The organism is Herbaspirillum sp. SJZ107, from assembly GCF_006715485.1.
In the GTDB taxonomy this organism is placed as follows: domain Bacteria; phylum Pseudomonadota; class Gammaproteobacteria; order Burkholderiales; family Burkholderiaceae_D; genus Telluria.
Genome location: NZ_VFNH01000001.1, coordinates 402169 through 423866, shown reverse-complemented (window position 1 = coordinate 423866; position 21698 = coordinate 402169). Strand labels below are relative to the sequence as shown.

General features: G+C 64.3%; 18 protein-coding genes and 1 other RNA gene. 5 read left to right on the top strand and 14 right to left on the bottom strand.

The window, feature by feature from the left end; genetic code table 11:
- Nucleotides 1-7: 7 nt before the first annotated feature.
- The 13 genes from lapB to gyrA form a co-directional block, all read right to left on the bottom strand.
- Nucleotides 8-1183: a lipopolysaccharide assembly protein LapB gene (gene lapB, locus FBX97_RS01925; protein WP_141828564.1), complete on the bottom strand. Its 1176-nt coding sequence runs from the start codon at nt 1181-1183 to the stop codon at nt 8-10.
- A 38-nt stretch (nt 1184-1221) separates the two neighbouring features.
- Entirely contained in the window at nt 1222-1539 is a 318-nt protein-coding gene (locus FBX97_RS01920) for a lipopolysaccharide assembly LapA domain-containing protein (protein WP_141828563.1), read from the bottom strand.
- Nucleotides 1540-1665: 126 nt separating this feature from the next.
- Nucleotides 1666-1971, bottom strand: coding sequence for an integration host factor subunit beta (locus FBX97_RS01915; protein ID WP_008446215.1), 306 nt, complete (start codon nt 1969-1971; stop codon nt 1666-1668).
- A 35-nt stretch (nt 1972-2006) separates the two neighbouring features.
- Nucleotides 2007-3713, bottom strand: a complete 1707-nt coding sequence (gene rpsA, locus FBX97_RS01910) for a 30S ribosomal protein S1 (protein ID WP_141828562.1) — start codon at nt 3711-3713, stop codon at nt 2007-2009.
- 144 nt (nt 3714-3857) lie between these two features.
- Nucleotides 3858-4520 (bottom strand): (d)CMP kinase, encoded by a 663-nt coding sequence (gene cmk, locus FBX97_RS01905; protein ID WP_141828561.1) that lies wholly within the window; start codon nt 4518-4520, stop codon nt 3858-3860.
- 11 nt (nt 4521-4531) lie between these two features.
- Entirely contained in the window at nt 4532-5872 is a 1341-nt protein-coding gene (aroA, locus tag FBX97_RS01900) for a 3-phosphoshikimate 1-carboxyvinyltransferase (protein ID WP_141828560.1), read from the bottom strand.
- A 4-nt stretch (nt 5873-5876) separates the two neighbouring features.
- Nucleotides 5877-6785: a prephenate dehydrogenase/arogenate dehydrogenase family protein gene (locus FBX97_RS01895; RefSeq protein WP_141828559.1), complete on the bottom strand. Its 909-nt coding sequence runs from the start codon at nt 6783-6785 to the stop codon at nt 5877-5879.
- Nucleotides 6785-7888 carry a histidinol-phosphate transaminase gene (gene hisC, locus FBX97_RS01890; RefSeq protein WP_141828558.1) on the bottom strand — a complete coding sequence of 368 codons (1104 nt, stop codon included), beginning with the start codon at nt 7886-7888 and terminating at the stop codon, nt 6785-6787. The genes FBX97_RS01895 and hisC overlap by 1 nt, the downstream gene beginning before the upstream one ends.
- A 40-nt stretch (nt 7889-7928) precedes the next feature.
- Nucleotides 7929-8999: a prephenate dehydratase gene (pheA, locus tag FBX97_RS01885; RefSeq protein ID WP_141828557.1), complete on the bottom strand. Its 1071-nt coding sequence runs from the start codon at nt 8997-8999 to the stop codon at nt 7929-7931.
- A gap of 145 nt (nt 9000-9144) precedes the next feature.
- Nucleotides 9145-10230: a 3-phosphoserine/phosphohydroxythreonine transaminase gene (serC, locus tag FBX97_RS01880; RefSeq protein WP_141828556.1), complete on the bottom strand. Its 1086-nt coding sequence runs from the start codon at nt 10228-10230 to the stop codon at nt 9145-9147.
- A 14-nt stretch (nt 10231-10244) separates the two neighbouring features.
- Nucleotides 10245-10793, bottom strand: coding sequence for a DUF2059 domain-containing protein (locus FBX97_RS01875; RefSeq protein ID WP_185748440.1), 549 nt, complete (start codon nt 10791-10793; stop codon nt 10245-10247).
- An 83-nt stretch (nt 10794-10876) separates the two neighbouring features.
- Entirely contained in the window at nt 10877-11452 is a 576-nt protein-coding gene (locus FBX97_RS01870) for a DUF2059 domain-containing protein (protein WP_141828554.1), read from the bottom strand.
- Between the two features lie 76 nt (nt 11453-11528).
- The gene (gyrA, locus tag FBX97_RS01865; protein ID WP_141828553.1) at nt 11529-14144 is read right to left on the bottom strand and encodes a DNA gyrase subunit A; all 2616 of its coding nucleotides are present in this window, start codon (nt 14142-14144) and stop codon (nt 11529-11531) included.
- Nucleotides 14145-14544: 400 nt separating this feature from the next.
- Here gyrA and ompA point away from each other — a divergent pair, with 400 nt between their 5' ends.
- The 5 genes from ompA to ssrA all read left to right on the top strand — a co-directional run bounded on the left by ompA (nt 14545) and on the right by ssrA (nt 18143).
- Nucleotides 14545-15258 (top strand): outer membrane protein OmpA, encoded by a 714-nt coding sequence (gene ompA / locus FBX97_RS01860; RefSeq protein WP_141828552.1) that lies wholly within the window; start codon nt 14545-14547, stop codon nt 15256-15258.
- 107 nt (nt 15259-15365) lie between these two features.
- Nucleotides 15366-16085 (top strand): bifunctional 2-polyprenyl-6-hydroxyphenol methylase/3-demethylubiquinol 3-O-methyltransferase UbiG, encoded by a 720-nt coding sequence (ubiG, locus tag FBX97_RS01855; protein WP_141828551.1) that lies wholly within the window; start codon nt 15366-15368, stop codon nt 16083-16085.
- Between the two features lie 12 nt (nt 16086-16097).
- Entirely contained in the window at nt 16098-16805 is a 708-nt protein-coding gene (locus FBX97_RS01850) for an HAD family hydrolase (protein WP_141828550.1), read from the top strand.
- 233 nt (nt 16806-17038) lie between these two features.
- A complete protein-coding gene (locus tag FBX97_RS01845) occupies nt 17039-17668 on the top strand; it encodes a glycine zipper 2TM domain-containing protein (RefSeq protein WP_141828549.1) in 630 nt (209 codons plus the stop codon).
- 116 nt (nt 17669-17784) lie between these two features.
- Nucleotides 17785-18143: a transfer-messenger RNA gene (gene ssrA, locus FBX97_RS01840) on the top strand.
- Between the two features lie 270 nt (nt 18144-18413).
- On the opposite strand, the gene FBX97_RS01835 is transcribed toward ssrA, so the two are convergent.
- Complete coding sequence (locus FBX97_RS01835; RefSeq protein ID WP_141828548.1) at nt 18414-21698, bottom strand: efflux RND transporter permease subunit; 3285 nt, start codon at nt 21696-21698, stop codon at nt 18414-18416.

Here is a 21698-nt window from a genome sequence, read left to right as displayed (position 1 = left end):
CACTACCTTAGTTCATTACATTCAATTCTTCGGTACGGCGCGGCGGGTAAGTTTCCCACTTGCTGCACCCCGGGCACTGCCAGTAGTACTGGCGCGCCTTGAAACCGCAATGGCTGCACTGGTAGCGCGCCAGCTTCTGGGTGTAGCCGTGCACCAGGTTCTTGACCATCGACAGTTCTTCCCAGACATTAGCCGGCGCATCCATCAGGCGCGCTTCGAGCAGCTTGTCCAGGCCGAGCAGGGTCGGATTACGGCGCAGCTCTTCCACTACCAGCTGTTTGGCAGCGTCGACGCCGTTCAGTTCGATGACGGCCTTGAACACCACCTCGATCAGATCAATGGATGACGCTTCTTCCAGGTAGGAGCGCAGCAGGCTGACGCCCTCTTCCGGCCGGCCGACGCGGCGGTAGCCGTCCATCAGGCGGCCGGCGACCAGCGCCACGTGCGGCACGCTCTGCTGTTCGACGCGGCGCCAGGTCTTCAGCGCGCCTTCGACGTCGCCCTGGGCCAGCAGCGCGTCGCCGTACAGCATGGTCGCCCGTACGTTCTTGCGGTCGGCCTGCAGCGCCTTGTCGAGCAGCGCCTTGGCGTCGTCCGGCTGCAGGTGCACCATGGCATCCTGGGCCAGTTCGCAGTAGAACTGGGCGATCTCCTTGTGGTGGGCGCCGGCGCCGGATTCCTGCAGGCCCTCGGCAGCGGTGATCGCGCGGCGCCATTCCTTTTCGCGCTGGAAGATTTCCAGCAAGGCACGCCGTGCCTGCACGCTGTACTGGGTGCCGACCAGCGAATTGAAGCTTTCCTCGGCGCGGTCGAGCAGGCCGGCCTTCAGGTAGTCCATGCCGAGCTCGTACTGGGCGTGCATCTGCTGTTCGATCGGCAGGTCCGGGCGCGACAGCAGGTTCTGGTGGACGCGGATCGCGCGCTCGGTCTCGCCGCGGCGGCGGAACAGGTTGCCGAGGGCGAAGTGCATCTCGGCGGTCTCGGGGTCGAGCCGGACGATCTCGATGAAGGCGTCGATCGCCTTGTCCGGCTGCTCGTTGAGGAGGAAGTTCAGGCCCTTGAAGTAACCGCGCGGCAGGCTGCGCGATTCCGAAACGAGCTGTTTGATGTCAACCCGTGCGGCCAGCCAGCCGAGGGCGAAAAAGACGGGGATGCCAAGCAGCCACCAGATTTCAAATTCCATGTGTTTTTATTCGTGTGTTACTGGGTAGCCGGCCGGCATCAGCCGCGCGGGGCGACGCTGTCCGGCTGCGGAGCCTGGATGCCGGCCGCCGTGGCGGTACCGGCGGCGTTCTGCAGGGCCTGGATCGTGTCCTTGTGCTGCGAGCTCTCGCGGCGGTGGCGGAACACGGTCGGCGTGACCGCCAGGATGCCGAGGAAGGCACCGGCGATGAAAAACGCGAGCAGCATCAGCACCAGCGGACCGCGCAGTTCGTAGCCCAGGAAGAAATGCAGGTCGACCTGGTCGGTGTTCTTCAGGGCGAAGAAAAAGAACAGGACAAACAGCAGGCATCCGGCAATCGTCGAGACAAATTTCATCGGCAGGTCCCGTGGGCAATAACTTTAAAGGCGCAGTGTCGCATATTTGAAATGAGTTTTCAAAATGACGAAAAAAAACGGCATCCCCAGAGGAGACGCCGTTCTTGTCCGCTCGCGCAGACGACTTCAGTCTTCGATGATCGGTTGCCCGACCATCGCGTCGACCCGCTCGCGCAACTGCTTGCCCGGCTTGAAGTGGGGTACCCGTTTTTCGGGCACCATCACCTTGTCGCCGGACTTCGGGTTGCGTCCGATGCGGGGCGGCCGGCTGTTCAGCGCAAAGCTGCCGAAACCGCGGATCTCGATGCGCTGCCCGGTCGCCAGGGCGTTGGTCATCGCATCGAGAATGGTCTTGACTGCATATTCCGCATCCTTGGCCACCAGCTGAGAGTAACGCTCAGCCAGGCGGTTGATCAGCTCGGACTTGGTCATCTGCTCGCTCCGGTTCTCAGGTTATCAACCCTTGCTTAGTTCTTGTTATCGAACTTGGCCTTCAGCAGGGCGCCCAGGCTGGTGGTGCCGGTGGCTGCGCTGTTGTCCGATTGCAGGCGCTGCATCGCTTCGTTGGTCTCGGCGTTGTCTTTTGCCTTGATCGACAGCTGGATGCTGCGTGCCTTGCGATCGATGTTGATCACCAGGGCTTCGACCTTGTCGCCCACTTTCAGGTGGGTGCCGGCATCTTCCACGCGGTCACGCGAGATTTCCGAAGCGCGCAGGTAGCCTTCGACTTCGTCGTTCAGCGCGATCACGGCGCCTTTCGGCTCAACCGACTTCACGGTGCCGGTGACCAGGGTGCCCTTGTCGTTCAGCGAAGCGAAGTTGTTGAACGGGTCGCCTTCCAGCTGCTTCACGCCCAGCGAAACACGCTCGCGCTCGACGTCGATGGCCAGAACCACGGCTTCCAGTTCGTCGCCCTTCTTGAAGCGACGCACGGCTTCTTCGCCGGACTCGGTCCACGACAGGTCGGACAGGTGCACCAGGCCATCGATGTTGCCCGGCAGGCCGATGAACACGCCGAAGTCGGTGATCGACTTGATCGAACCCTTGACCTTGTCGCCCTTCTTGTGGGTCATGCCGAAGTCGTCCCACGGATTCGCCTTGCACTGCTTCATGCCCAGCGAGATACGGCGACGCTCTTCGTCGATTTCCAGGACCATGACTTCGACTTCGTCGCCCAGCTGCACGACTTTGTTCGGGGCCACGTTCTTGTTGGTCCAGTCCATCTCCGACACGTGCACCAGGCCTTCGATGCCCTGCTCGACTTCGACGAATGCGCCGTAGTCGGTCAGGTTGGTGACCTTACCGAACAGGCGGGTGCCTTGCGGGTAACGACGCGACAGACCGGTCCACGGATCGTCGCCCAGCTGCTTGACGCCCAGCGAGACGCGGTTCTTTTCCTGATCGTACTTCAGGACCTTGGCGGTGATTTCCTGGCCGACGGTCAGGACTTCCGACGGGTGACGCACACGACGCCATGCCAGGTCGGTGATGTGCAGCAGGCCGTCGATGCCGCCCAGGTCGACGAACGCACCGTAGTCGGTGATGTTCTTGACGACGCCGGTAACCACGGTGCCTTCTTTCAGGGTTTCCATCAGCTTCGCACGCTCTTCGCCCATCGATGCTTCGATGACGGCGCGACGCGACAGCACGACGTTGTTACGCTTGCGGTCCAGCTTGATGACCTTGAATTCCAGGGTCTTGCCTTCGAACGGGGTGGTGTCCTTGACCGGACGGGTGTCGACCAGCGAACCCGGCAGGAAGGCACGGATGCCGTTGGTCAGGACGGTCAGGCCGCCTTTGACTTTACCGTTGACGGTGCCGGTGACGATCTCGCCCGACTCCATTGCTTTTTCCAGAGCCAGCCACGATGCCAGGCGCTTGGCCTTGTCACGCGACAGGATGGTATCGCCGAAACCGTTTTCCAGCGATTCGATGGCCACGGAAACGAAGTCACCCACGTTGACTTCCAGTTCGCCCTGGTCATTCTTGAATTCTTCGATCGGGATGAAGGCTTCCGATTTCAGGCCGGCGTTGACGATCACGAAGTTGTGATCCAGACGGACGACTTCGGCCGAAATGACTTCGCCCGAACGCATGTCTTGACGCGACAGCGACTCTTCGAAGAGTGCTGCGAAGCTTTCCATGCCGGTATCTTGATTTGCTGCAGTAGCCATGAGTTTTTGAAAGGTTAGCCAGCAGAACGGCGAGATGCCCTCTGAACTGGGTTAAGGTTGAAACACGCCCGGGACGTCCCGGGCACCACGAAACGCGTCGTTCGCACGTCGCGCCACTCCCCTGAAGCAGGAAGCTTTGATTCCTTATTTTCCCGCGTACCAGGCCAGGACCTGCTCGACCGCTTCGTCAGCGGTCATTTGCGAGGTATCCAGCAGGTGAGCGTCCTCTGCCGGCATCAGCGGTGCCACGGCGCGCTGGGTATCGCGCGCATCGCGGGACTGCAAATCTTCCAGCAGATCGTCAATATTAGCAGAAAATCCTTTGTCAATCAATTGCTTATAGCGGCGTTGCGCACGCGCCTCAACGCTTGCCGTCAAGAACACCTTCAACTGGGCGCCGGGGAAGATCACGGTGCCCATGTCGCGCCCGTCGGCCACCAGGCCCGGCGTCTCGCGAAAGCCCAGCTGCAGCGCGAACAGCGCGTGGCGCACCGCCGGCAAGGCCGCGATCTTCGATGCCGTATTGCCGACTTCCTCGGCGCGGATCGCGTGGCTCACCTCTTCCGTGCCGAGGTAGATGTGGCCGCCGTTGAAACGGATCGTCAGGTGTTCGGCGACCTTGGCCAGCGCGTGCTCGTTGTTCAGGTCGATGCCGCGGCGCAGCGCCGACAGCGCGGTCAGGCGGTACAGGGCACCGGAATCGAGCAGGTGGAAGCCGAGGCGGTCCGCGACCTTGTGGGCCACGGTGCCTTTACCCGAGGCGGTCGGGCCGTCGATGGTGATGACGGGAATGTTCGAATTTGGCATGTATTTATAGATCAGAACAAGTCGTTCTTCGCGATCGAGGCAAAGGTCTCGAAGTAATCCGGGAAAGTCTTGGCCACGCACTTCGGATCGTTGATGCGCATCGCATTCCCGCGCCGCGCCTTGCCGTCGAGCGAGGCCAGCGAGAAGCACATCGCCATCCGGTGGTCGTCGTAGGTGTCGATGGTGGCCGGCGACAGTTCTTCGGGCGGGGTCACGCGCAGGTAGTCGGCGCCCTCTTCCACGATCGCGCCGATCTTGCGCAGCTCGGTCGCCATCGCCGCCAGGCGGTCGGTTTCCTTGACGCGCCAGCTGGCGATGTTGCGCAGCGTGCTGGGGCCGTCGGCGTACAGCGCGGCCACGGCGATCGTCATCGCCGCATCCGGGATGTGGTTGAAGTCGGCGTCGATGGCCTGCAGCGGGCCGTTGGCGCGCGCCTCGATCCAGTTGTCGCCGCGCGTGATGATCGCGCCCATCCGTTCCAGCGCGTCGGCAAAGCGCACGTCGCCCTGGATGCTGTCCTTGCCCACGCCTTCCACGCGTACCGGACCGCCGGCGATGGCGCCGGCCGCCAGGAAGTAGGACGCCGACGAGGCGTCGCCCTCGACGTGGATGCTGCCCGGGCTTGCGTAGCGCTGGCCCGGCTGCACCGTGAACGAAGCCCAGCCGGCCTGCTCGACGGTCACGCCGAAGCGGCGCATCAGGTTCAGCGTGATCTCGATGTAGGGCTTCGAAATCAGCTCGCCCACCACGTCGATGGTCACCGCGTGATCCCTGGCCATCAGCGGCGCAGCCATCAGCAGCGCGGTCAGGAACTGGCTCGACACGTTGCCGCGCACCGCCATGCGGCTGGTGGCGATGCGGCCGCGGCGGATGCGCAGCGGCGGGTAGCCCGGCTCGCCGGTGTACTCGATCTGGGCGCCGACTTCGTTCAGCGCATCGACCAGGTCGCCGATCGGACGCTCGTGCATGCGCGACACGCCGTGCAGCTTGTAGTCGCCGCCGATCACGGCCAGCGCCGCGGTCAGCGGGCGGATCGCGGTGCCGGCGTTGCCCATGAACAGGTCGGCTTCGTGGTTCGGCAGCACGCCACCGCCACCGTGCACGATGTGGGTGCGCTCGTCGACCTGCTCCCATTTGATGCCGAGCTGCTGGAGCGCGCCCAGCATCACCAGGGTGTCGTCCGAGGCCAGCAGGTCGTGGATGGTGGTGGTGCCTTCGCTCAGCGCCGCCAGCAGCAGCGTGCGGTTGGAAATGCTTTTCGAACCCGGCAGGCGCACCGTGCCCTCGACGTGCATCACGGGTTCGAGGTCGATGTGCTGGGGGTAGTTCTTGGACTGCGTTGTAGACGACATGAGTTCATTTTCCTGATTCTTGATCGGCCGGCTGCGGCTTTTCCGCAGCCTCGATCGCTTCGATCCACGCGCAGCGGGCGCGCTGGGCATTGGCGTACACGGCTTCGAGCCCGGCGCCATCGCCCGCCACGAGGCGGCCGCGGATCTGCGTCAATTGTGCCAGATAGGCATCCAGCTCGCCCAGGAGGGCATCGCGGTTGGCCAGGCTGATGTCGCGCCACATTTCCGGCGACGAGCCGGCGATGCGCGTGAAATCGCGGAAGCCGCTGGCCGCGTACTGGAACAGCAGGTCGGCATGCGGCTTGGCCGCGACGTCGTCGACCAGCGCGAACGCCAGCAGGTGCGGCAAATGGCTGACCGCCGCGAACACCTTGTCGTGCTCGCCCGGCGTGAGGATGTGGATGATGGCGCCGCACAGCTTCCATGCCCCTGCGACGGCATCGATATCGGCCTGCGCGTTTTCCGGCAGCGGCGTGAGGACGGTCTTCTTGCCGCGGTAGAGGCCGGCGATGGCGGCATCCGGGCCGTTCGATTCGCGCCCGGCGATCGGGTGGCCCGGCACGAACTGCCCGATGCGCTCCCCCATGACCGCGCGCGCCGCCGCCACCACGTCCGACTTGGTGCTGCCGGCGTCGGTGACGATGGTGTGCGCTTCCAACCAGGGCAGCAGCGACGCCAGGATAGGCGCGGTCTGCGCCACCGGCGCCGCGATCAGCACCAGGTCGGCGCCGCGCAGCGCCCCCTCGGGACTGTCGCAGGCTTCGTCGATCAGGCCAAGCTCGAGCGCACGCGCCAGCGCTTCCTTCGACCGGCCCAGGCCGGCGATGTGGCTGGCCGCACCGGCCGCTTTCAAGCCCAGCGCGAACGAGCCGCCGATCAGGCCGACGCCGACGATGACGACCTTGCCGAACATCAACCGAGTGCCTTCTTGAGGGCTTCGACGAAGGCCGCATTCTCTTCCGGCAGGCCGATCGAGATGCGCAGCCACTGCGGCAGGCCGTAGGCGCCGACCGGGCGCACGATCACGCCCTGCTTCAGCAGCGCCAGGTTGACGCGGGCGCCGGCGCCGTCGTCGCTGCCGACCTTGAGCAGCACGAAGTTGCCGTACGACGGCACGTATTCCAGGCCGAGTTCCTGGAAGGCGGCGACCACCTGGCGGTAGCCGGCACGGTTGTTCTCGGCGCCCTTTTCCAGGAAGGCCTTGTCGTTCAGCGCCGCGATCGCGGCCGCCTGGGCCAGCGAATTCACGTTGAAAGGCTGGCGGATGCGGTTCATCAGGTCGGTCACGGCCGGCTGGGCGATCGCGAAGCCGACGCGCAGGCCGGCCAGGCCGTAGGCCTTGGAGAAGGTGCGCGACACGATCAGGTTCGGGTACTTGCGCACCCATGCGGTCGACTCGAACTGGTCTTTCGCTTCCAGGTATTCGTTGTAGGCTTCGTCGAGCACCACGGCGACGTGCGCCGGCACCTTGTCCAGGAAGGCTTCGATCTCGGCAGCCGGGATGAAGGTGCCGGTCGGGTTGTTCGGGTTGGCGATGAACAGCAGGCGGGTGTCTGCCTCGATCGCGGCCAGCATGGCATCGAGGTCGTGGCCGTAGTTCCTGGCCGGGGCGGCGATGCCGCGCGCGCCGACGCCCTGGGCGGCCAGCGCGTAGATCGCGAACGAGTACTGCGAGTACACCACCGATTCGCCGGCCTTGACGAAGGCGTGGGCGGCGATCTCGAGGATGTCGTTGGAACCGTTGCCGAGGGTGATCCAGTCGGCCGGCACATCATAGCGCTTCGCCAGCGCGGCCTTCAGTTCGAAGCCGTTGGCATCCGGGTAGCGGCCGAGTTCCGCGGCGGCGGCAGCCATCGCCTGCTTCGCCGATTCGGGCACGCCGAACGGGTTCTCGTTGGAGGCCAGCTTGACGATTTTCGCTTCGTCGAGACCGAACTCGCGCGCGACTTCGGAGATGGGTTTGCCGGCCTGGTAAGGGGCGATGGCGCGGATGTACTCTGGACCAAATTGCGACATGGATTTCTTCCTGATGATTCGATTCTAAAAATGCGGATGCTTACAGTGCGACCGGGTACGAGCCCAGAACCTTGAAGAAGGCGGCATTGTCCTTCAGCTCGGCCAGCGCGCGGCCGACGGCTTCGTCCTGCAGGTGGCCTTCGACGTCGACATAGAAGTAGTACTCCCAGGTGCCGATGCGCGCCGGACGCGATTCGAAGCGCGTCATGGACACGCCGTGCGTGGCCAGCGGCGCCAGCAGGCCGTAGACGGCGCCGGCCTTGTTCGGCACCGCCAGCACCAGCGAGGTGCGGTCCTGGCCCGAGCGGCCGGTGGCCTGGCGGCCGATCACGGCGAAGCGGGTGCGGTTGTGCGGGTCGTCCTGGATGTGGGCCTGGACCACGCCCAGCTTGTACTGCTCGCCGGCCATCTCGCTGGCGATCGCGGCGATGCTCGGGTCCTGGCTGGCCAGCACGGCCGCCTCGGCGTTGGAGGCGACGGCGCGGCGCTCGATGTCCGGGTGGTGCAGGTTGAGCCAGACCTGGCACTGGGCCAGCGCCTGCGAATGCGCGCACACGACCTTCACGCCATCCATGCTGCCGGTCCTGGTCATCAGGCTGTGGTGGACCGGGATCGAGACTTCGCCGCTGATGATGCAGGTGGTGGCCAGCATCAGGTCGAGGGTGCGGTTGATCGCCCCTTCCGACGAATTCTCGACCGGCACCACGCCATAGTCGGCGGTGCCGGCCTCGGTGGCGCGGAACACTTCGTCGATCGAGATGCAGGGCAGCGCTTCGACGGCGCTGCCGAAATGCTGGAACACGGCCTGTTCGCTGAAGGTGCCGGTGGGGCCGAGGAAGGCGACCGTCACGCGCTTTTCCAGCGCGCGGCAGGACGACATGATCTCGCGGAAGATGGTCTGCACGTCGCGGCTGTCGAGCGGGCCCGGGTTGCGCTCGGCCACGCCGCGCAGCACCTGCGCTTCGCGCTCGGGGCGGAACACCGGCGCCATGGTTTCGGCCTTGACGTGGCCGACTTCCTGGGCGACCTTGCCGCGCTGGCTCAGGAGTTCGAGGATTTGCGCGTCGATCGCATCGATCTTTTCGCGCAGGGGTTGGAGTTTGTCTGTCATTGTCTGCTCATGAGTTTCGGTTCGCAGAATACGTTGGCGTCGGCCTACCGTCGCCCCTGCGCAGGCAGGGGTCCAAGTTTCTCGAGCAGTCGATATGCAAGCCGAACTTGGGCCCCTGCCTGCGCAGGGGCGACGTATTTGCAGTTCAACGCCCGGCGAACTCGTTCAAATAATCGACCAGGGCTTGCACGCCCTCGATCGGCATCGCGTTGTAGATCGATGCCCGCATACCGCCGACGGACTTGTGGCCCTTCAGTTGCAGCAGGCCGCGCGCCTTGGCGCCGGCCAGGAATTTGTCGTTCAGGGATTCGTCGCGCAGGTAGAACGGTACGTTCATGCGCGAGCGGGCGCTCGGGGCCACACGATTCTGGTAAAAATCGTCGGCGTCCAGCGCCGCATACAGCAAGCGCGCTTTTTCGATATTGATGCGCTCCATCGCTTCCACGCCACCGAGGCGCTTCAGGTGCGCGAACACCAGGCCGGCGATGTAGATCGCATAGGTCGGCGGCGTGTTCAGCATGGAATCGGCGTCGGCCACGGCGCGCCAGTTGAAGACGCCCGGGCAGATCGGCAGCGCGCTGTCCAGCAGGTCGTCGCGCACGATGACCAGGGTCAGGCCGGCCGGGCCGATGTTCTTCTGGGCGCCGGCAAAGATCACGCCGTACTTCGACACGTCGACCGCGCGCGACAGGATGTGCGAGGACATGTCGGCCACCACCGGCACCTCACCCGCTTCAGGGGCGAAGTTGAATTCGACGCCGTCGATGGTTTCGTTGGTGCAGACGTGCAGGTAGGCCGCGTCCGGGCTGAGTTTCCACTCGCCCTGCGGCGGCACGCCCGTGAAGCCGCCGGCCTCGCCGGAAGCGGCCACGTTCACCTGTGCGTAACGCTTCGCTTCCTTGATCGACTTGCTCGACCAGGAACCGGTCTGCACGAAATCGATCGTTGCCGGCTGCTGTTTGCGCCCCAGCAGGTTGAGCGGCACGATCGCGTTCTGGCCCAGTCCCCCACCCTGCATGAACAGGATGCGGTAGTTGGCCGGTACCGCCAGCAGCTCGCGCAGGTCGGCTTCGGCCTGCTCGTAGATCGAAATGAATTCCGGGCCGCGGTGGCTCATCTCCATGACGGACATGCCGCTGCCGTGCCAGTCGAGCATCTCGGCAGCGGCCTGCTGCAGGACTTCCTTGGGAAGGACGGCGGGGCCGGCGGAAAAATTGAATACTTGAGTCATCGGTCCTTGCGCCCTCACTTGCCGGCGGCCTGCCCGTTGGCGGCCATGATCTTCTGCATGCGCGGCACCAGCACGCGCTGGCTGATCGCGAAGCTGCGCGCCATCAGCTGGGGCATGTTGGCTTGCATCTTCTGGCCCACCGGCGACGCGTAGAAGGCCGTCAGCTGGCGGATCTCGTCCAGCGTATAGGTCTCGGCATACAGCGCCACCGTCTCGTTGACCATTTCATCCACCAGGGTCGGATCGGAAAACACCGCGTGCATCTGCGCAGTGTTGGTGGCCACGGCGTCGTCGAGCTTCTTCAGCTGCTCGGCCTTCTGCGCCGGCGTCATGCCGGCGTTGGCGTTGATGGCGGCGGCGGCCGAGGCGCGCATCTGGGCCGGCATCTGCTGCTCCATGGTGGCCATCATCGTCCGCATCGATTCGCGCACCTTCATCGCCTCCAGCATCTGCCGGGTGGCGTTGACGACGGCCGGGTCGGCCGACGGCGCCGCTGCCTGGCTGAAAGCCGGCGCGCAGGTGAAGAATATGGCGGAAGCGATGGCGGCGAGCGATGTTTTCACGGTTGTCCTTGCATGGGAGGGAATGGGAGTGATGCCTCCCGATTTTCGCATGAATCTTGCAAAAAATCCCTACCCGGCGGTTTTCACTTTGCCTTCGGCGCTGGCGCGGCCTGTGCCGGCGGCGGCAGCTTCGGCATCAGCGACAGCACGCGCTCGCGCAGCAGGGTCTGCACCACGGTGTTGGCTTCCTTCGTCACTTCCGGCATGGTATTGCGCAGCTTGACGGCCACCGGACGGCGGTTGAAGGCGTTCAGCTCGTTCAGCTCGGCCAGCGTGAACTTGCTGGCGTAGATCGGGACCAGGGCGTCCACCGCGTCGTCCACCAGTTTCGGGTTGGCCAGCGCCTTTTCGGCGGCTTCCACCTGCTTCGGAATGTCCTTCGAGACCTTGGCCAGCTCGGCCTTCTTCTGGTCGAGCGTCAGCTTGGGATCGGCATCGATGCGCTGGGCATAGGCGCGCAGCAGCATCTGCGGCAAGGCATTCGCGCCCTGCTTGAAGGTGGCTGCGGTCTGCTCGCGGTAGCGCATGCTTTCCAGCAGCTCCCTGACGGCCTTGTTGACGGCTGGATCGATGGCGGCGTGCGGCGCGAAAGCGAAGGCGGCGGCAGGCGCGGCGGCCAGGACCAGGGTGCCGATGAAGGCAGCCAGACGTTTGTTCATGCTTACTCCTAAATACTGATGGACGGATAAAAACAAAAAGGGAGGGACAGCGCCCTCCCTGCTTCGGTGCGAGGCCTTATTCGGGCGGCTGCTCCAGCTCCACCTCTTCCAGGTCGGTCTCGACCACGCGCTGCAGGCCGGACAGCTTGGTACCGTCCTCCACCGCGATCAGGGTCACGCCCTGAGTCGCGCGGCCCATCTCGCGGATCTCGGACACGCGGGTGCGGATCAGGACGCCGCCGGTGGTGATCAGCATGATCTCGTCGGTGACATCGACCAGGGTCGCGGCCACCACCTTGCCGTTACGCTCGGAGGTCTGGATCGCGATCATGCCCTTGGTGCCGCGGCCGTGGCGGGTGTACTCGCCGATCGGGGTGCGCTTGCCGAAGCCGTTCTCGGTGGCGGTGAGCACCGACTGCTGCTCGTTCTCGGCGACCAGCAGCGCGATCACGTTCTGGCCCTCGTCCAGGTTCATGCCGCGCACGCCGCGCGCGGTACGGCCCATCGGGCGCACGTCGTTCTCGTCGAAGCGCACGGCCTTGCCGGCGTCCGAGAACAGCATCACGTCGTGCTTGCCGTCGGTGAGCGCGGCGCCGATCAGGAAGTCGCCGTCGTCGAGGTCGACCGCAATGATGCCGGCCTTGCGCGGGTTGCTGAAGTCCGGCAGCGGTGTCTTCTTGACGGTACCCAGGCTGGTCGCCATGAACACGTAGTGATCTTCCGGGAAGGTCGAGTTCTCGCCCGACAGCGGCAGGATCACGGTGATCTTCTCGCCATCCTGCAGCGGGAACATGTTGACGATCGGCTTGCCGCGCGAGTTGCGCGAACCCTGCGGCACTTCCCACACCTTCAGCCAGTACATGCGGCCGCGGTTCGAGAAGCACAGCATGTAGTCGTGGGTGTTGGCGATGAACAGCTGGTCGATCCAGTCCTCGTCCTTGGTTGCCATCGCCTGCTTGCCGCGGCCGCCGCGCTTCTGGGCGCGGTATTCCGAGATCGGCTGCGACTTCATGTAGCCGGTGTGCGACAGGGTCACCACCATGTCCTGCGGCGTGATCAGGTCTTCGGTTTCGAGGTCGCTGGCGTTGTGCTCGATGGCCGAACGGCGCGCATCCTTGCCGTTTTCGGTGTAGTCGGCCTTGATCTGGCCCATCTCGTCGGTGATGATCTGGGTGACGCGTGCCGGCTTGGCCAGGATGTCGAGCAGGTCGGCGATGTGCGCCATCACGTCCTTGTACTCGTTGACGATCTTGTCCTGTTCCAGGCCGGTCAGGCGCTGCAGGCGCATCTGCAGGATTTCCTGGGCCTGCTCGTCGGACAGCTTGTACAGGCCATCCGGCTGCATGCCGTAGTGCTTCGGCAGGTGCTCCGGGCGGAAGGCCTCGATGCCGCCGGAAGCGCCCAGTTCGGTACGGGTCAGCATCTCGCGCACCAGCGACGAATCCCATGCCTTCTGCATCAGCTCGACCTTGGCGACCGGCGGGGTCGGCGCAGCCTTGATGATGGCGATGAAGTCGTCGATGTTGGCCAGCGCCACGGCCAGGCCTTCCAGCATGTGCCCGCGCTCGCGCGCCTTGCGCAGCTCGAATACGGTGCGGCGGGTGACCACTTCGCGGCGGTGCGACAGGAAGCACTCCAGCATCTGCTTCAGGTTCAGCAGCTTCGGCTGGCCATTGACCAGCGCCACCATGTTCATGCCGAAGGTGTCTTGCAGCTGGGTCTGCTTGTACAGGTTGTTCAGCACCACTTCCGGTACTTCACCGCGCTTCAGCTCGATGACCACGCGCATGCCCGACTTGTCGGACTCGTCGCGGATGTCGGAAATGCCTTCCAGCTTCTTGTCGCGCACGTTCTCGGCGATACGTTCGAGCAGCGACTTCTTGTTCACCTGGTACGGCAGCTCGTCGACGATGATGGCGACGCGGCCGCCATCCTTGCCGTATTCCTCGAAGTGGGTCTTGGCGCGCATCACCACGCGGCCGCGGCCGGTGCGATAGCCGTCGCGCACGCCCGAGACGCCATAGATGATGCCGGCGGTCGGGAAGTCCGGCGCCGGGATCAGCTCGATCAGCTCGTCGATCGTGCAGTCCGGGTTGCTCAGCACGTGCAGCGCGCCGTTGATGACTTCAGACAGGTTGTGCGGCGGGATGTTGGTCGCCATGCCGACCGCGATGCCCGAGGAACCGTTGATCAGCAGGTTCGGGATACGGGTCGGCAGGACGGTCGGTTCCTTTTCCTTGCCGTCGTAGTTGGGCTGGAAATCGACGGTGTCCTTGTCGATGTCGGCCAGCAGTTCGTTCGAGATCTTGTCCAGGCGGCACTCGGTGTAGCGCATCGCCGCGGCGCTGTCGCCGTCGATGGAACCGAAGTTGCCCTGCCCGTCGACCAGCGTGTAGCGCAGCGAGAAGTCCTGGGCCATGCGCACCAGGGTATCGTAGATCGAGGCGTCGCCGTGCGGGTGATACTTACCCATGGTATCGCCGACCACGCGCGCGCACTTCACGTACGGGCGGTTGAATACGGTATTACTTTCGTGCATGGAGAACAGCACGCGGCGGTGCACCGGCTTCAAGCCGTCACGCACGTCCGGCAGCGCACGCCCCACGATCACGCTCATCGCGTAATCGAGGTAGCTCTTGCGCATCTCTTCTTCCAATGAAATTGGAACGGTTTCTTTTGCGAATTGATCCATTGGCTGGTCGATTGCTTTCAGGCGAATAATCGGGAGTACAAGCGTACGATTTTACCACGCGCGCTATATCAGCAGTGCAATTTGGAAGCAAGTCGCAGACCACGGCAAATTAGGCACAATTGACGTTTTGACACATGCTTGTCATAAACGTTCGTCAAGCTTGCGCACTGCTCATCACCTCTTGTTGCGCATAAACAACGTGGCAAATCGCATGCACCAGAATTGAGCAGCTGGCGGTCGTGCGGATGTAGGCCATGTGGCAAAATGGCCGAGAAGTTAATTGCTTGTTTCACAATGCGAAACAAACGCGGCGGTGCAGGATGTTAGTATTCTGCTCACATGTGGCGATTTTTTTGCGCAGTTTCGCACCGGCAAGATTTTACCGAAAGGAAGAAAAAATATGAAAAAAATAGCAACCCTCATGCTCGCAGCTTCGGCAGCGATGGCCGGCAGCGCTTTTGCGCAGAGCGCACCTCCGTACGCCCCGTTGACCACCGACATCCAGGCGAAAACGCCGTACAGCGCCTACGCGCAGGATGCCCGCGGCGTGATCGTCCGCAATCCTTTCGGCCTGTGCTGGCGTACCGGCTACTGGACCCCGGCGGATGCAGTCCCGGGTTGCGACGCGCCGCTGTGCGTGGCACCGGAGCGTCTGGAAAACGGCAAGTGCGTCGCCCCGCCGCCGCCGCCGCCGGTTGAAGCACCGGCTCCGGCACCTGCCCCGGCACCCGCACCGGCGCCGGTTCCGACCTCGGAAAAAGTCAGCTACTCGGCCGACGCGTTCTTCGACTTCGACAAGGCCGTGCTGAAGCCGGCCGGCAAAGCGTCGCTGGATGACCTGGTCGGCAAGCTGAAAGACATCAACCTGGAAGTCATCATCGCCGTCGGCCACACCGACTCGGTCGGCACCGACGAGTACAACCAGAAACTGTCGGTGCGCCGCGCCGAAGCCGTCAAGTCCTACCTGCAGGGCAAGGGCGTCGAATCGACCCGCATCTACACCGAAGGCAAGGGCGAGAAGCAGCCTGTGGCCGACAACAAGTCCGCCGCCGGCCGCGCCAAGAACCGTCGCGTGGAAATCGAAGTCGTCGGTACCCGCGGTACCCAGCAGTAATCGCTGCTGACGCTGCATGGAAAGACCCCGCTGCGGCGGGGTTTTTTTATGCCATTTTTCTCCGCTCTAACCGTCGCGCTGGAACAATTCCGCTATTATTCGGACCTATGACTACGACCAACACCACCAAGACCAACATGGATCCGCTCGAGATCCAGAAATTCAGCGAACTGGCCCACCGCTGGTGGGACCCGACGTCCGAATTCCGTCCGCTGCACGAAATCAATCCGCTGCGCCTGGAGTGGATCAACGCGCGCGTGCCGCTGAGCGGCAAGAACGTGATCGACATCGGCTGCGGTGGCGGTGTGCTGTCGGAGTCGATGGCGCGCAAGGGCGCGAAAGTCACCGGCATCGACCTGTCGAAAAAGGCGCTCAAGGTCGCCGACCTGCACAGCCTGGAATCGGGCGTCGAGGTCCGCTATAAACTGATCGCCGCCGAAGACATGGCCGCCGAAGAACCCGGCCAGTTCGATGTCGTCACCTGCATGGAAATGCTGGAACACGTGCCGGACCCGGCCGCCATCGTGCGCGCCGCCGCCACCCTGGTCAAACCGGGCGGCAAGGTGTTCTTCTCGACCCTGAACCGCAACCCGAAGTCCTACCTGTTCGCGGTGATCGGCGCCGAGTACGTGCTGCGCATGCTGCCGCGCGGCACCCACGACTACGCCAAGTTCATCACGCCGGCCGAGCTGTCGACCTATGCGCGCGACGCCGGCCTGGTCGTCGACGGCCTCAAAGGGCTGAGCTACAACCCGCTGACCAAGATCTATTCGCTGAATCAGGACACCAGTGTCAACTACATGGTTGCCTGCAGCAAGCCTCTGTAATTATTTAGTGTTATGACCTTTCCTTCCCGTCCGCGTGCGCCGCGCGCCGTTTTGTTCGATCTCGACGGCACCCTGGCCGACACCGCCCCCGACCTCGCGGCGGCCGTCAACTGGCTGCGCAGCGAGCGCGGCCTCGCACCGACGCCCTACGCGATCCTGCGTCCGACCGCCTCGGCCGGCGCCCGCGGCATGATCGGTGCCGCCTTCGGCCTGGCCCCGGGCGACGAGGGCTACGAAGCGCTGCGACTGCAGTGGTTCGACCGCTACCAGGCCAACATGGCGGCCCACAGCACGCTGTTCGATGGTGTCAATGAACTGCTGGACGGCATCCGCGCGGCCGGTATGGAATGGGGCATCGTCACCAACAAGCCGATGCGCTTTACCGATCCGCTGCTGCCGCAGATCGGGCTGGCGCATGCGGGCTGCGTGGTGTCCGGCGATACCACGCCGCATCCGAAACCGCATCCGGCACCGCTGCTGGAAGGCGCACGCCGGCTCGGGCTGGACCCGGCCGAGTGCTGGTATGTCGGCGACGATCTGCGCGATATCCAGGCGGGTCAAGCGGCCGGCATGGTGACGGTGGCCTGTGCCTGGGGGTATTGCGGCGCGACCGAGCCGGTGACCTGGGGGGCGGACATGCTGCTGGCTACGCCGGCAGATCTGCTCGAGCGCTTGCGCGAGGTGGCTGGCGTTGCCGGCATGCCCGTTGCGGCTGCCTGATCCGGTTTCCGCCTTCGGGTTTCCCTGCCCCGCTGCAGACTTTTCCGCTGATTTTGCTCGACCGTGGCGGCCTCCATGGCCGCCTTTTCGTTGGTGTAGAAGCCGCATGTCGGTTAGTTGCAATATGTCGCTTACATATCTTTACGTTTGATACAGGCAACAGTCTATTTCTCGACCGTGCAACTGGGTAATCTACTCCCATCAAACAACACGACGTATCAGGAGAGACGAACATGGACACGATCAAGAACACCATCCAACGTATTCACCCGCTGATGGCCGCCGCTGCGGTATCGGTGATCGTTGTCAGCCTGGCCGGCACGGCCGCCATCACCGGCCTCCTGCCGAGCTCGCATAGCGCCCCGCAGACCCCGCTGGCGAACGCCTCGGTCAACCCGGCTTATGCAGCCACGCTGACACCGGCTGGATCGCAAGCGATGCCGGCACCGGCTGCCGCCCAGTTTGCTGCCCCGGTCGGTTCGCAAGCCGCTTATGCCCAGCCGGTCGGCTATGCCCAGCCGGTTGCAGCCCAGTACGTTCAGGGCGCGCCAGTGGTGGCGCAAGCCGCGCCCGCCCCTGCTCCAGTTGTGATCAAAGAAACTGTTATCAAGGAAGTGCCGGTAAAGCAAGCTGCACCGAAAACGCGCGTGGTGCACCACACCAAGTACGTGCGTGACGACGGCTACTATGCCCCGGCACCGCGTCAGGCACCGCAACCGAACTACGTGGCGATCGGTACCGGCGCCGTGGTGGGCGGCCTGATCGGTAACCAGGTCGGCAGCGGCAACGGCCGCAAGCTGGCAACCATCGCCGGCGTGATCGGCGGCGGCATGCTGGGCAACCAGATCGCCAACAGCCGTTAAGCGCTCAAAGCCGCAGAATCAGGCGGCCTCTTCTGTACTTACACTTGGTGACACTTCTGCCTGGTACACCCGCTGCACACCGGTTCCGTTTGGAGTACAATGGCAGTTCTTCGTTGGGGGGCGACCTGGTTTCGACGTGGGTTGCAAAGCAGCGCAGGGCATACCGAGGACTGGTTACCTCGTAAATACATCCAGAAATCAATAACTGCAAACGATAACTCGTACGCACTCGCAGCTTAATTGCTGCTAGCTCTACACTACCTCGCCTCTGGGGTGGGCCGCAAGGCAAGTAGAGTCATTTACAGAGGCTAGGACTCAACCGGGTTACTTGGTTGCTTCCGAAATTTAAGGTAACTCGCTAGTACACAGGGTGCACATCCCCGTTGTACTGGTTAAATTAAATGATAGTGCTAAGTATGTAGAACTGTCTGTAGAGTGCTTGCGGACGAGGGTTCGATTCCCTCCGCCTCCACCAGTATTCAAAATAAAAGCCCTGCCGGCGCAAGCCGGTGGGGCTTTTGTTTTGAATACCTCGTCGTAGACAGAAGGAATCGGATCCTCGTCCGGCACGGACGAGGGGCGGAGCCGGGGTTTCGCGCCGCACCGCGGCGCGCCGGCGCAGCGGCCTTGCGCCTGCAGGCGCAAGGACTCTCCGATTCGCCCATCGACGATCGCGCAGCGATCGCCTCACAGGCGCAGCCTGTGAGCGGCACCCCAGCCGCACACCCCGCCGAGCCGGTGCACTTCAGGACCTGTCCTTGTCAGCAGCAGGCTCCTCACCAGGATGATAAGGATGCGCCGAAGCATCGCACTCGGCCCGCACCTGCGCCGCATGCCTGCGCCGGCGCGCCGTGCTCAGGCGCAGCAGCATGTAGAACACCGGCGTCAGGAAAATACCGAACAAGGTGACGCCCAGCATCCCCGAGAACACCGCAATCCCCATCGCCCGCCGCATTTCGCTGCCGGCGCCGCTGCTGATGATGAGCGGCACCACGCCGGCGCAAAACGCAATCGAGGTCATCAGGATCGGGCGCAGGCGCAAGCGGGCCGCCTCGATCGTCGCGGCCAGCGAAGGCTTGCCGGTCTCTTCCAGGTCTTTCGCGAACTCGACGATCAGGATCGCGTTCTTGCAGGCCAGCCCGACCAGCACCACCAGCGCCACCTGGGTGAAGATATTCAGGTCGCCCGGCTGCAGGAACGGGGGCTGGCGCGACAGCCAGACGCCGGCCAGCGCCGCCAGGATGCTCATCGGCACGATCGCGACAATGGCCAGCGGCAGCGTCCAGCTCTCGTACTGGGCGGCCAGCACCAGGATCACCAGCACCAGCGACAGCGCCAGGACCGCCCCCAGGGTCGGGATCCTGGCATCAAGGCCGGGCACCGCCACGTCGCGCGTGAGCCGGTCCTGGTACGACAGCTCGGTCCATTCGTAGCTGATGCCGCGCGGCAGCGCGGCCAGCAGGCGCTCGACTTCCGCTTCGGCCTGGCCGCTGGAAAACCCCGGCTTCGGCGCCCCGTTCAAGTCGGCCGACGGAAAGCCGTTGTAGCGCGGCACGCGGGTCGGCCCGAAGGTCGCGCCGGCCTTGATCAGCGCGCCCAGCGGCACCATCTCGCCCGCCTGGTTGCGGATCTTGAGCGCGCCGATGGCCTCGGCGTTGGCGCGGTATGGCGCGTCCGCCTGGACGATCACCTGGAAGATCTTGCCGAAACGGCTGAAGTCATTGATATACAGCGAGCCCAGGTAGATCTGCATCGCGTCGTAGATGTCGTTCAGCGCCACGCCCATCTGCTTGGCCTTGGTGCGGTCGATGTCGGCCATTATTTGCGGCACGTTGATGTCGTAGGTCGAGTACGGCGTGCCGATCGACGAATCCGGGTTGGCATAGATCTGGCCGAGCGTGCCCCACGCCGCGCCGTACAGCGCCTGCTCGCCCACCCCGCTGCGGTCCTCCAGCTGCAGCTTGAAGCCGCCCGAGGTGCCCACGCCTTCGACCGCCGGCGGCGGCACCACGAACATCCGCGCCTCCTTGATTTGCTGGAGCGCGCCATTGACCCGGGCCAGGATCGCGTCCTTGCTCAGCTCGGCGCTGGTGCGTTCCTCGAAGGGCGCGAGACCGAAAAAGACCAGGCCCTCGTTCGGCGCGGCCGAAAAGCCGGCGATCGACAGGCCGGGGAACTGCACCGCGTCGGAGATGCCGGGCACCTTGAGCGCAATGTCGCTCATGCGCCGGATCACCGCATCGGTACGGTCGATCGACGCGCCGGCCGGCAACTGGGCAATGCCGATCAGGTATTGCTTGTCCGGCGCCGGCACGAAGCCGGTCGGCACCCGCGTGAACAGCAGCGCGGTGGCCGCCAGCAGCAGCAGGTACACCAGCAGCGCAGGCAGCTTGTGCCCCAACAGCTGCGTGACGCCGCGCTGGTACTTTTCCGTGGCCTGGTGGAAGCGGTGGTTGAAACGCCGGAACAGCGGACCCAGTACCCGGTCGAGCACGCGCGTGAGGCGATCCTTGGGCGCATCGTGCGGCCGCAGCAGGATGGCAGCCAGCGCCGGCGACAGGGTCAGCGAATTGAATGCCGAGATGACGGTGGAAATGGCGATCGTGATCGCGAACTGCCGGTAGAACTGGCCCGACAGGCCCGGCACCAGCGCGAGCGGCACGAACACCGCGCACAATACCAGGGCAATCGCGATGATCGGTCCGCTCACTTCCTGCATCGCCTTGATGGTGGCGCTGCGCGCCGTCAAGCCGTTCTCGATATTGCGCTCGACGTTCTCGACCACCACGATGGCGTCGTCGACCACGATCCCGATCGCCAGCACCATGCCGAACAGGGTCAGGGTGTTGATCGAGAAGCCGAGCGCGAGCAGCACCGCGAAGGTGCCGATGATCGATACCGGCACGGCCACCAGCGGAATGATCGACGCGCGCCAGGTCTGCAGGAACAGGATCACCACCAGCACCACCAGCAGCACCGCCTCGACCAGGGTCCCCACGACCTTTTCGATCGAGGTCTGCACGAAGCGGGTCGGGTCGTACACGATGCTGTAGCTCACGCCGGGCGGAAACGACTTGCTGGCGCGCGCCATCAGCGCGCGCACGTTCTTCGACAGCGCCAGCGCGTTGCTGCCGGGGGACTGGAACACCGCGATCGCCGCCGCCTCCTTGTTGTTGAGCAGGCTGCGCAGCGCGTACGTGCTGGCGCTCAGCTCGACCCGGCCGACGTCCTTGATGCGCACCAGCGCGCCGGTGGCAGGATCGGAACGCACGATGATGTCGGCGAACTCCTGTTCGGTCACGAGCCGGCCCTTGGTATTGATCGGCAGCTGGAAGTCGTTGCCGCGCGGCGTCGGCGGCGCGCCAACCACGCCGGCGGCAACCTGCGCATTCTGTTCGCGCACCGCCACCACCACCTCGGTGGCGGTCATCGAGCGCGCGGCCAGCTGTTGGGGGTTGAGCCAGATGCGCATCGCGTAGTCGCCCGCCCCGAACAGCTGCACGCTGCCCATGCCCGGGATGCGCAGCAAGTCGTCGCGCAGCTGCAGCCGGGCATAGTTGCGCAGGTAGAGCGCGTCGTGGCTGTTGTCGGGACTGGTCATATGCACGACCATGGTCAGGTTGGGTGCCTGCTTCTCGGTGGTCACGCCGATCTGGCGCGTGATGTCGGGCAAGCGCGGCAGCGCGCGGTTGATGCGGTTCTGGACCGAGGTCTCGGCCACCTCGGGATCGGTGCCGATGGCAAAGGTGACGGTCAGGGTCATCTGCCCGTCGGCGGTGGCCTGGCTTTCGTAATACAGCAGGTGCTCGATGCCGCCGATCTGTTCTTCCAGCGGGGCGGCCACCGTCTCGGCGATCACGCGCGGATTCGCGCCGGGGAACTGGGCGCGCACCACCACCTGCGGCGGCGCCACGCTGGGATACTCGGAGATCGGCAGCAGGAAGATCGACAGGCCACCGATCAGGAAAATGAACATCGACAGCACCGTGGCGAAGCGCGGCCGGTCGATGAAGGTGCGCGCAATGTCCAT

Bases quoted from the DNA above. Each gene is read 5' to 3' on its own strand.
- lapB (WP_141828564.1), bottom strand. From the start codon at position 1,183: ATGGAATTTGAAATCTGGTGGCTGCTTGGCATCCCCGTCTTTTTCGCC.
- FBX97_RS01920 (WP_141828563.1), bottom strand. From the start codon at position 1,539: ATGAAATTTGTCTCGACGATTGCCGGATGCCTGCTGTTTGTCCTGTTC.
- FBX97_RS01915 (WP_008446215.1), bottom strand. From the start codon at position 1,971: ATGACCAAGTCCGAGCTGATCAACCGCCTGGCTGAGCGTTACTCTCAG.
- rpsA (WP_141828562.1), bottom strand. From the start codon at position 3,713: ATGGCTACTGCAGCAAATCAAGATACCGGCATGGAAAGCTTCGCAGCA.
- cmk (WP_141828561.1), bottom strand. From the start codon at position 4,520: ATGCCAAATTCGAACATTCCCGTCATCACCATCGACGGCCCGACCGCC.
- aroA (WP_141828560.1), bottom strand. From the start codon at position 5,872: ATGTCGTCTACAACGCAGTCCAAGAACTACCCCCAGCACATCGACCTC.
- FBX97_RS01895 (WP_141828559.1), bottom strand. From the start codon at position 6,785: ATGTTCGGCAAGGTCGTCATCGTCGGCGTCGGCCTGATCGGCGGCTCG.
- hisC (WP_141828558.1), bottom strand. From the start codon at position 7,888: ATGTCGCAATTTGGTCCAGAGTACATCCGCGCCATCGCCCCTTACCAG.
- pheA (WP_141828557.1), bottom strand. From the start codon at position 8,999: ATGACAGACAAACTCCAACCCCTGCGCGAAAAGATCGATGCGATCGAC.
- serC (WP_141828556.1), bottom strand. From the start codon at position 10,230: ATGACTCAAGTATTCAATTTTTCCGCCGGCCCCGCCGTCCTTCCCAAG.
- FBX97_RS01870 (WP_141828554.1), bottom strand. From the start codon at position 11,452: ATGAACAAACGTCTGGCTGCCTTCATCGGCACCCTGGTCCTGGCCGCC.
- gyrA (WP_141828553.1), bottom strand. From the start codon at position 14,144: ATGGATCAATTCGCAAAAGAAACCGTTCCAATTTCATTGGAAGAAGAG.
- ompA (WP_141828552.1), top strand. From the start codon at position 14,545: ATGAAAAAAATAGCAACCCTCATGCTCGCAGCTTCGGCAGCGATGGCC.
- ubiG (WP_141828551.1), top strand. From the start codon at position 15,366: ATGACTACGACCAACACCACCAAGACCAACATGGATCCGCTCGAGATC.
- FBX97_RS01850 (WP_141828550.1), top strand. From the start codon at position 16,098: ATGACCTTTCCTTCCCGTCCGCGTGCGCCGCGCGCCGTTTTGTTCGAT.
- FBX97_RS01845 (WP_141828549.1), top strand. From the start codon at position 17,039: ATGGACACGATCAAGAACACCATCCAACGTATTCACCCGCTGATGGCC.
- FBX97_RS01835 (WP_141828548.1), bottom strand. From the start codon at position 21,698: ATGGACATTGCGCGCACCTTCATCGACCGGCCGCGCTTCGCCACGGTG.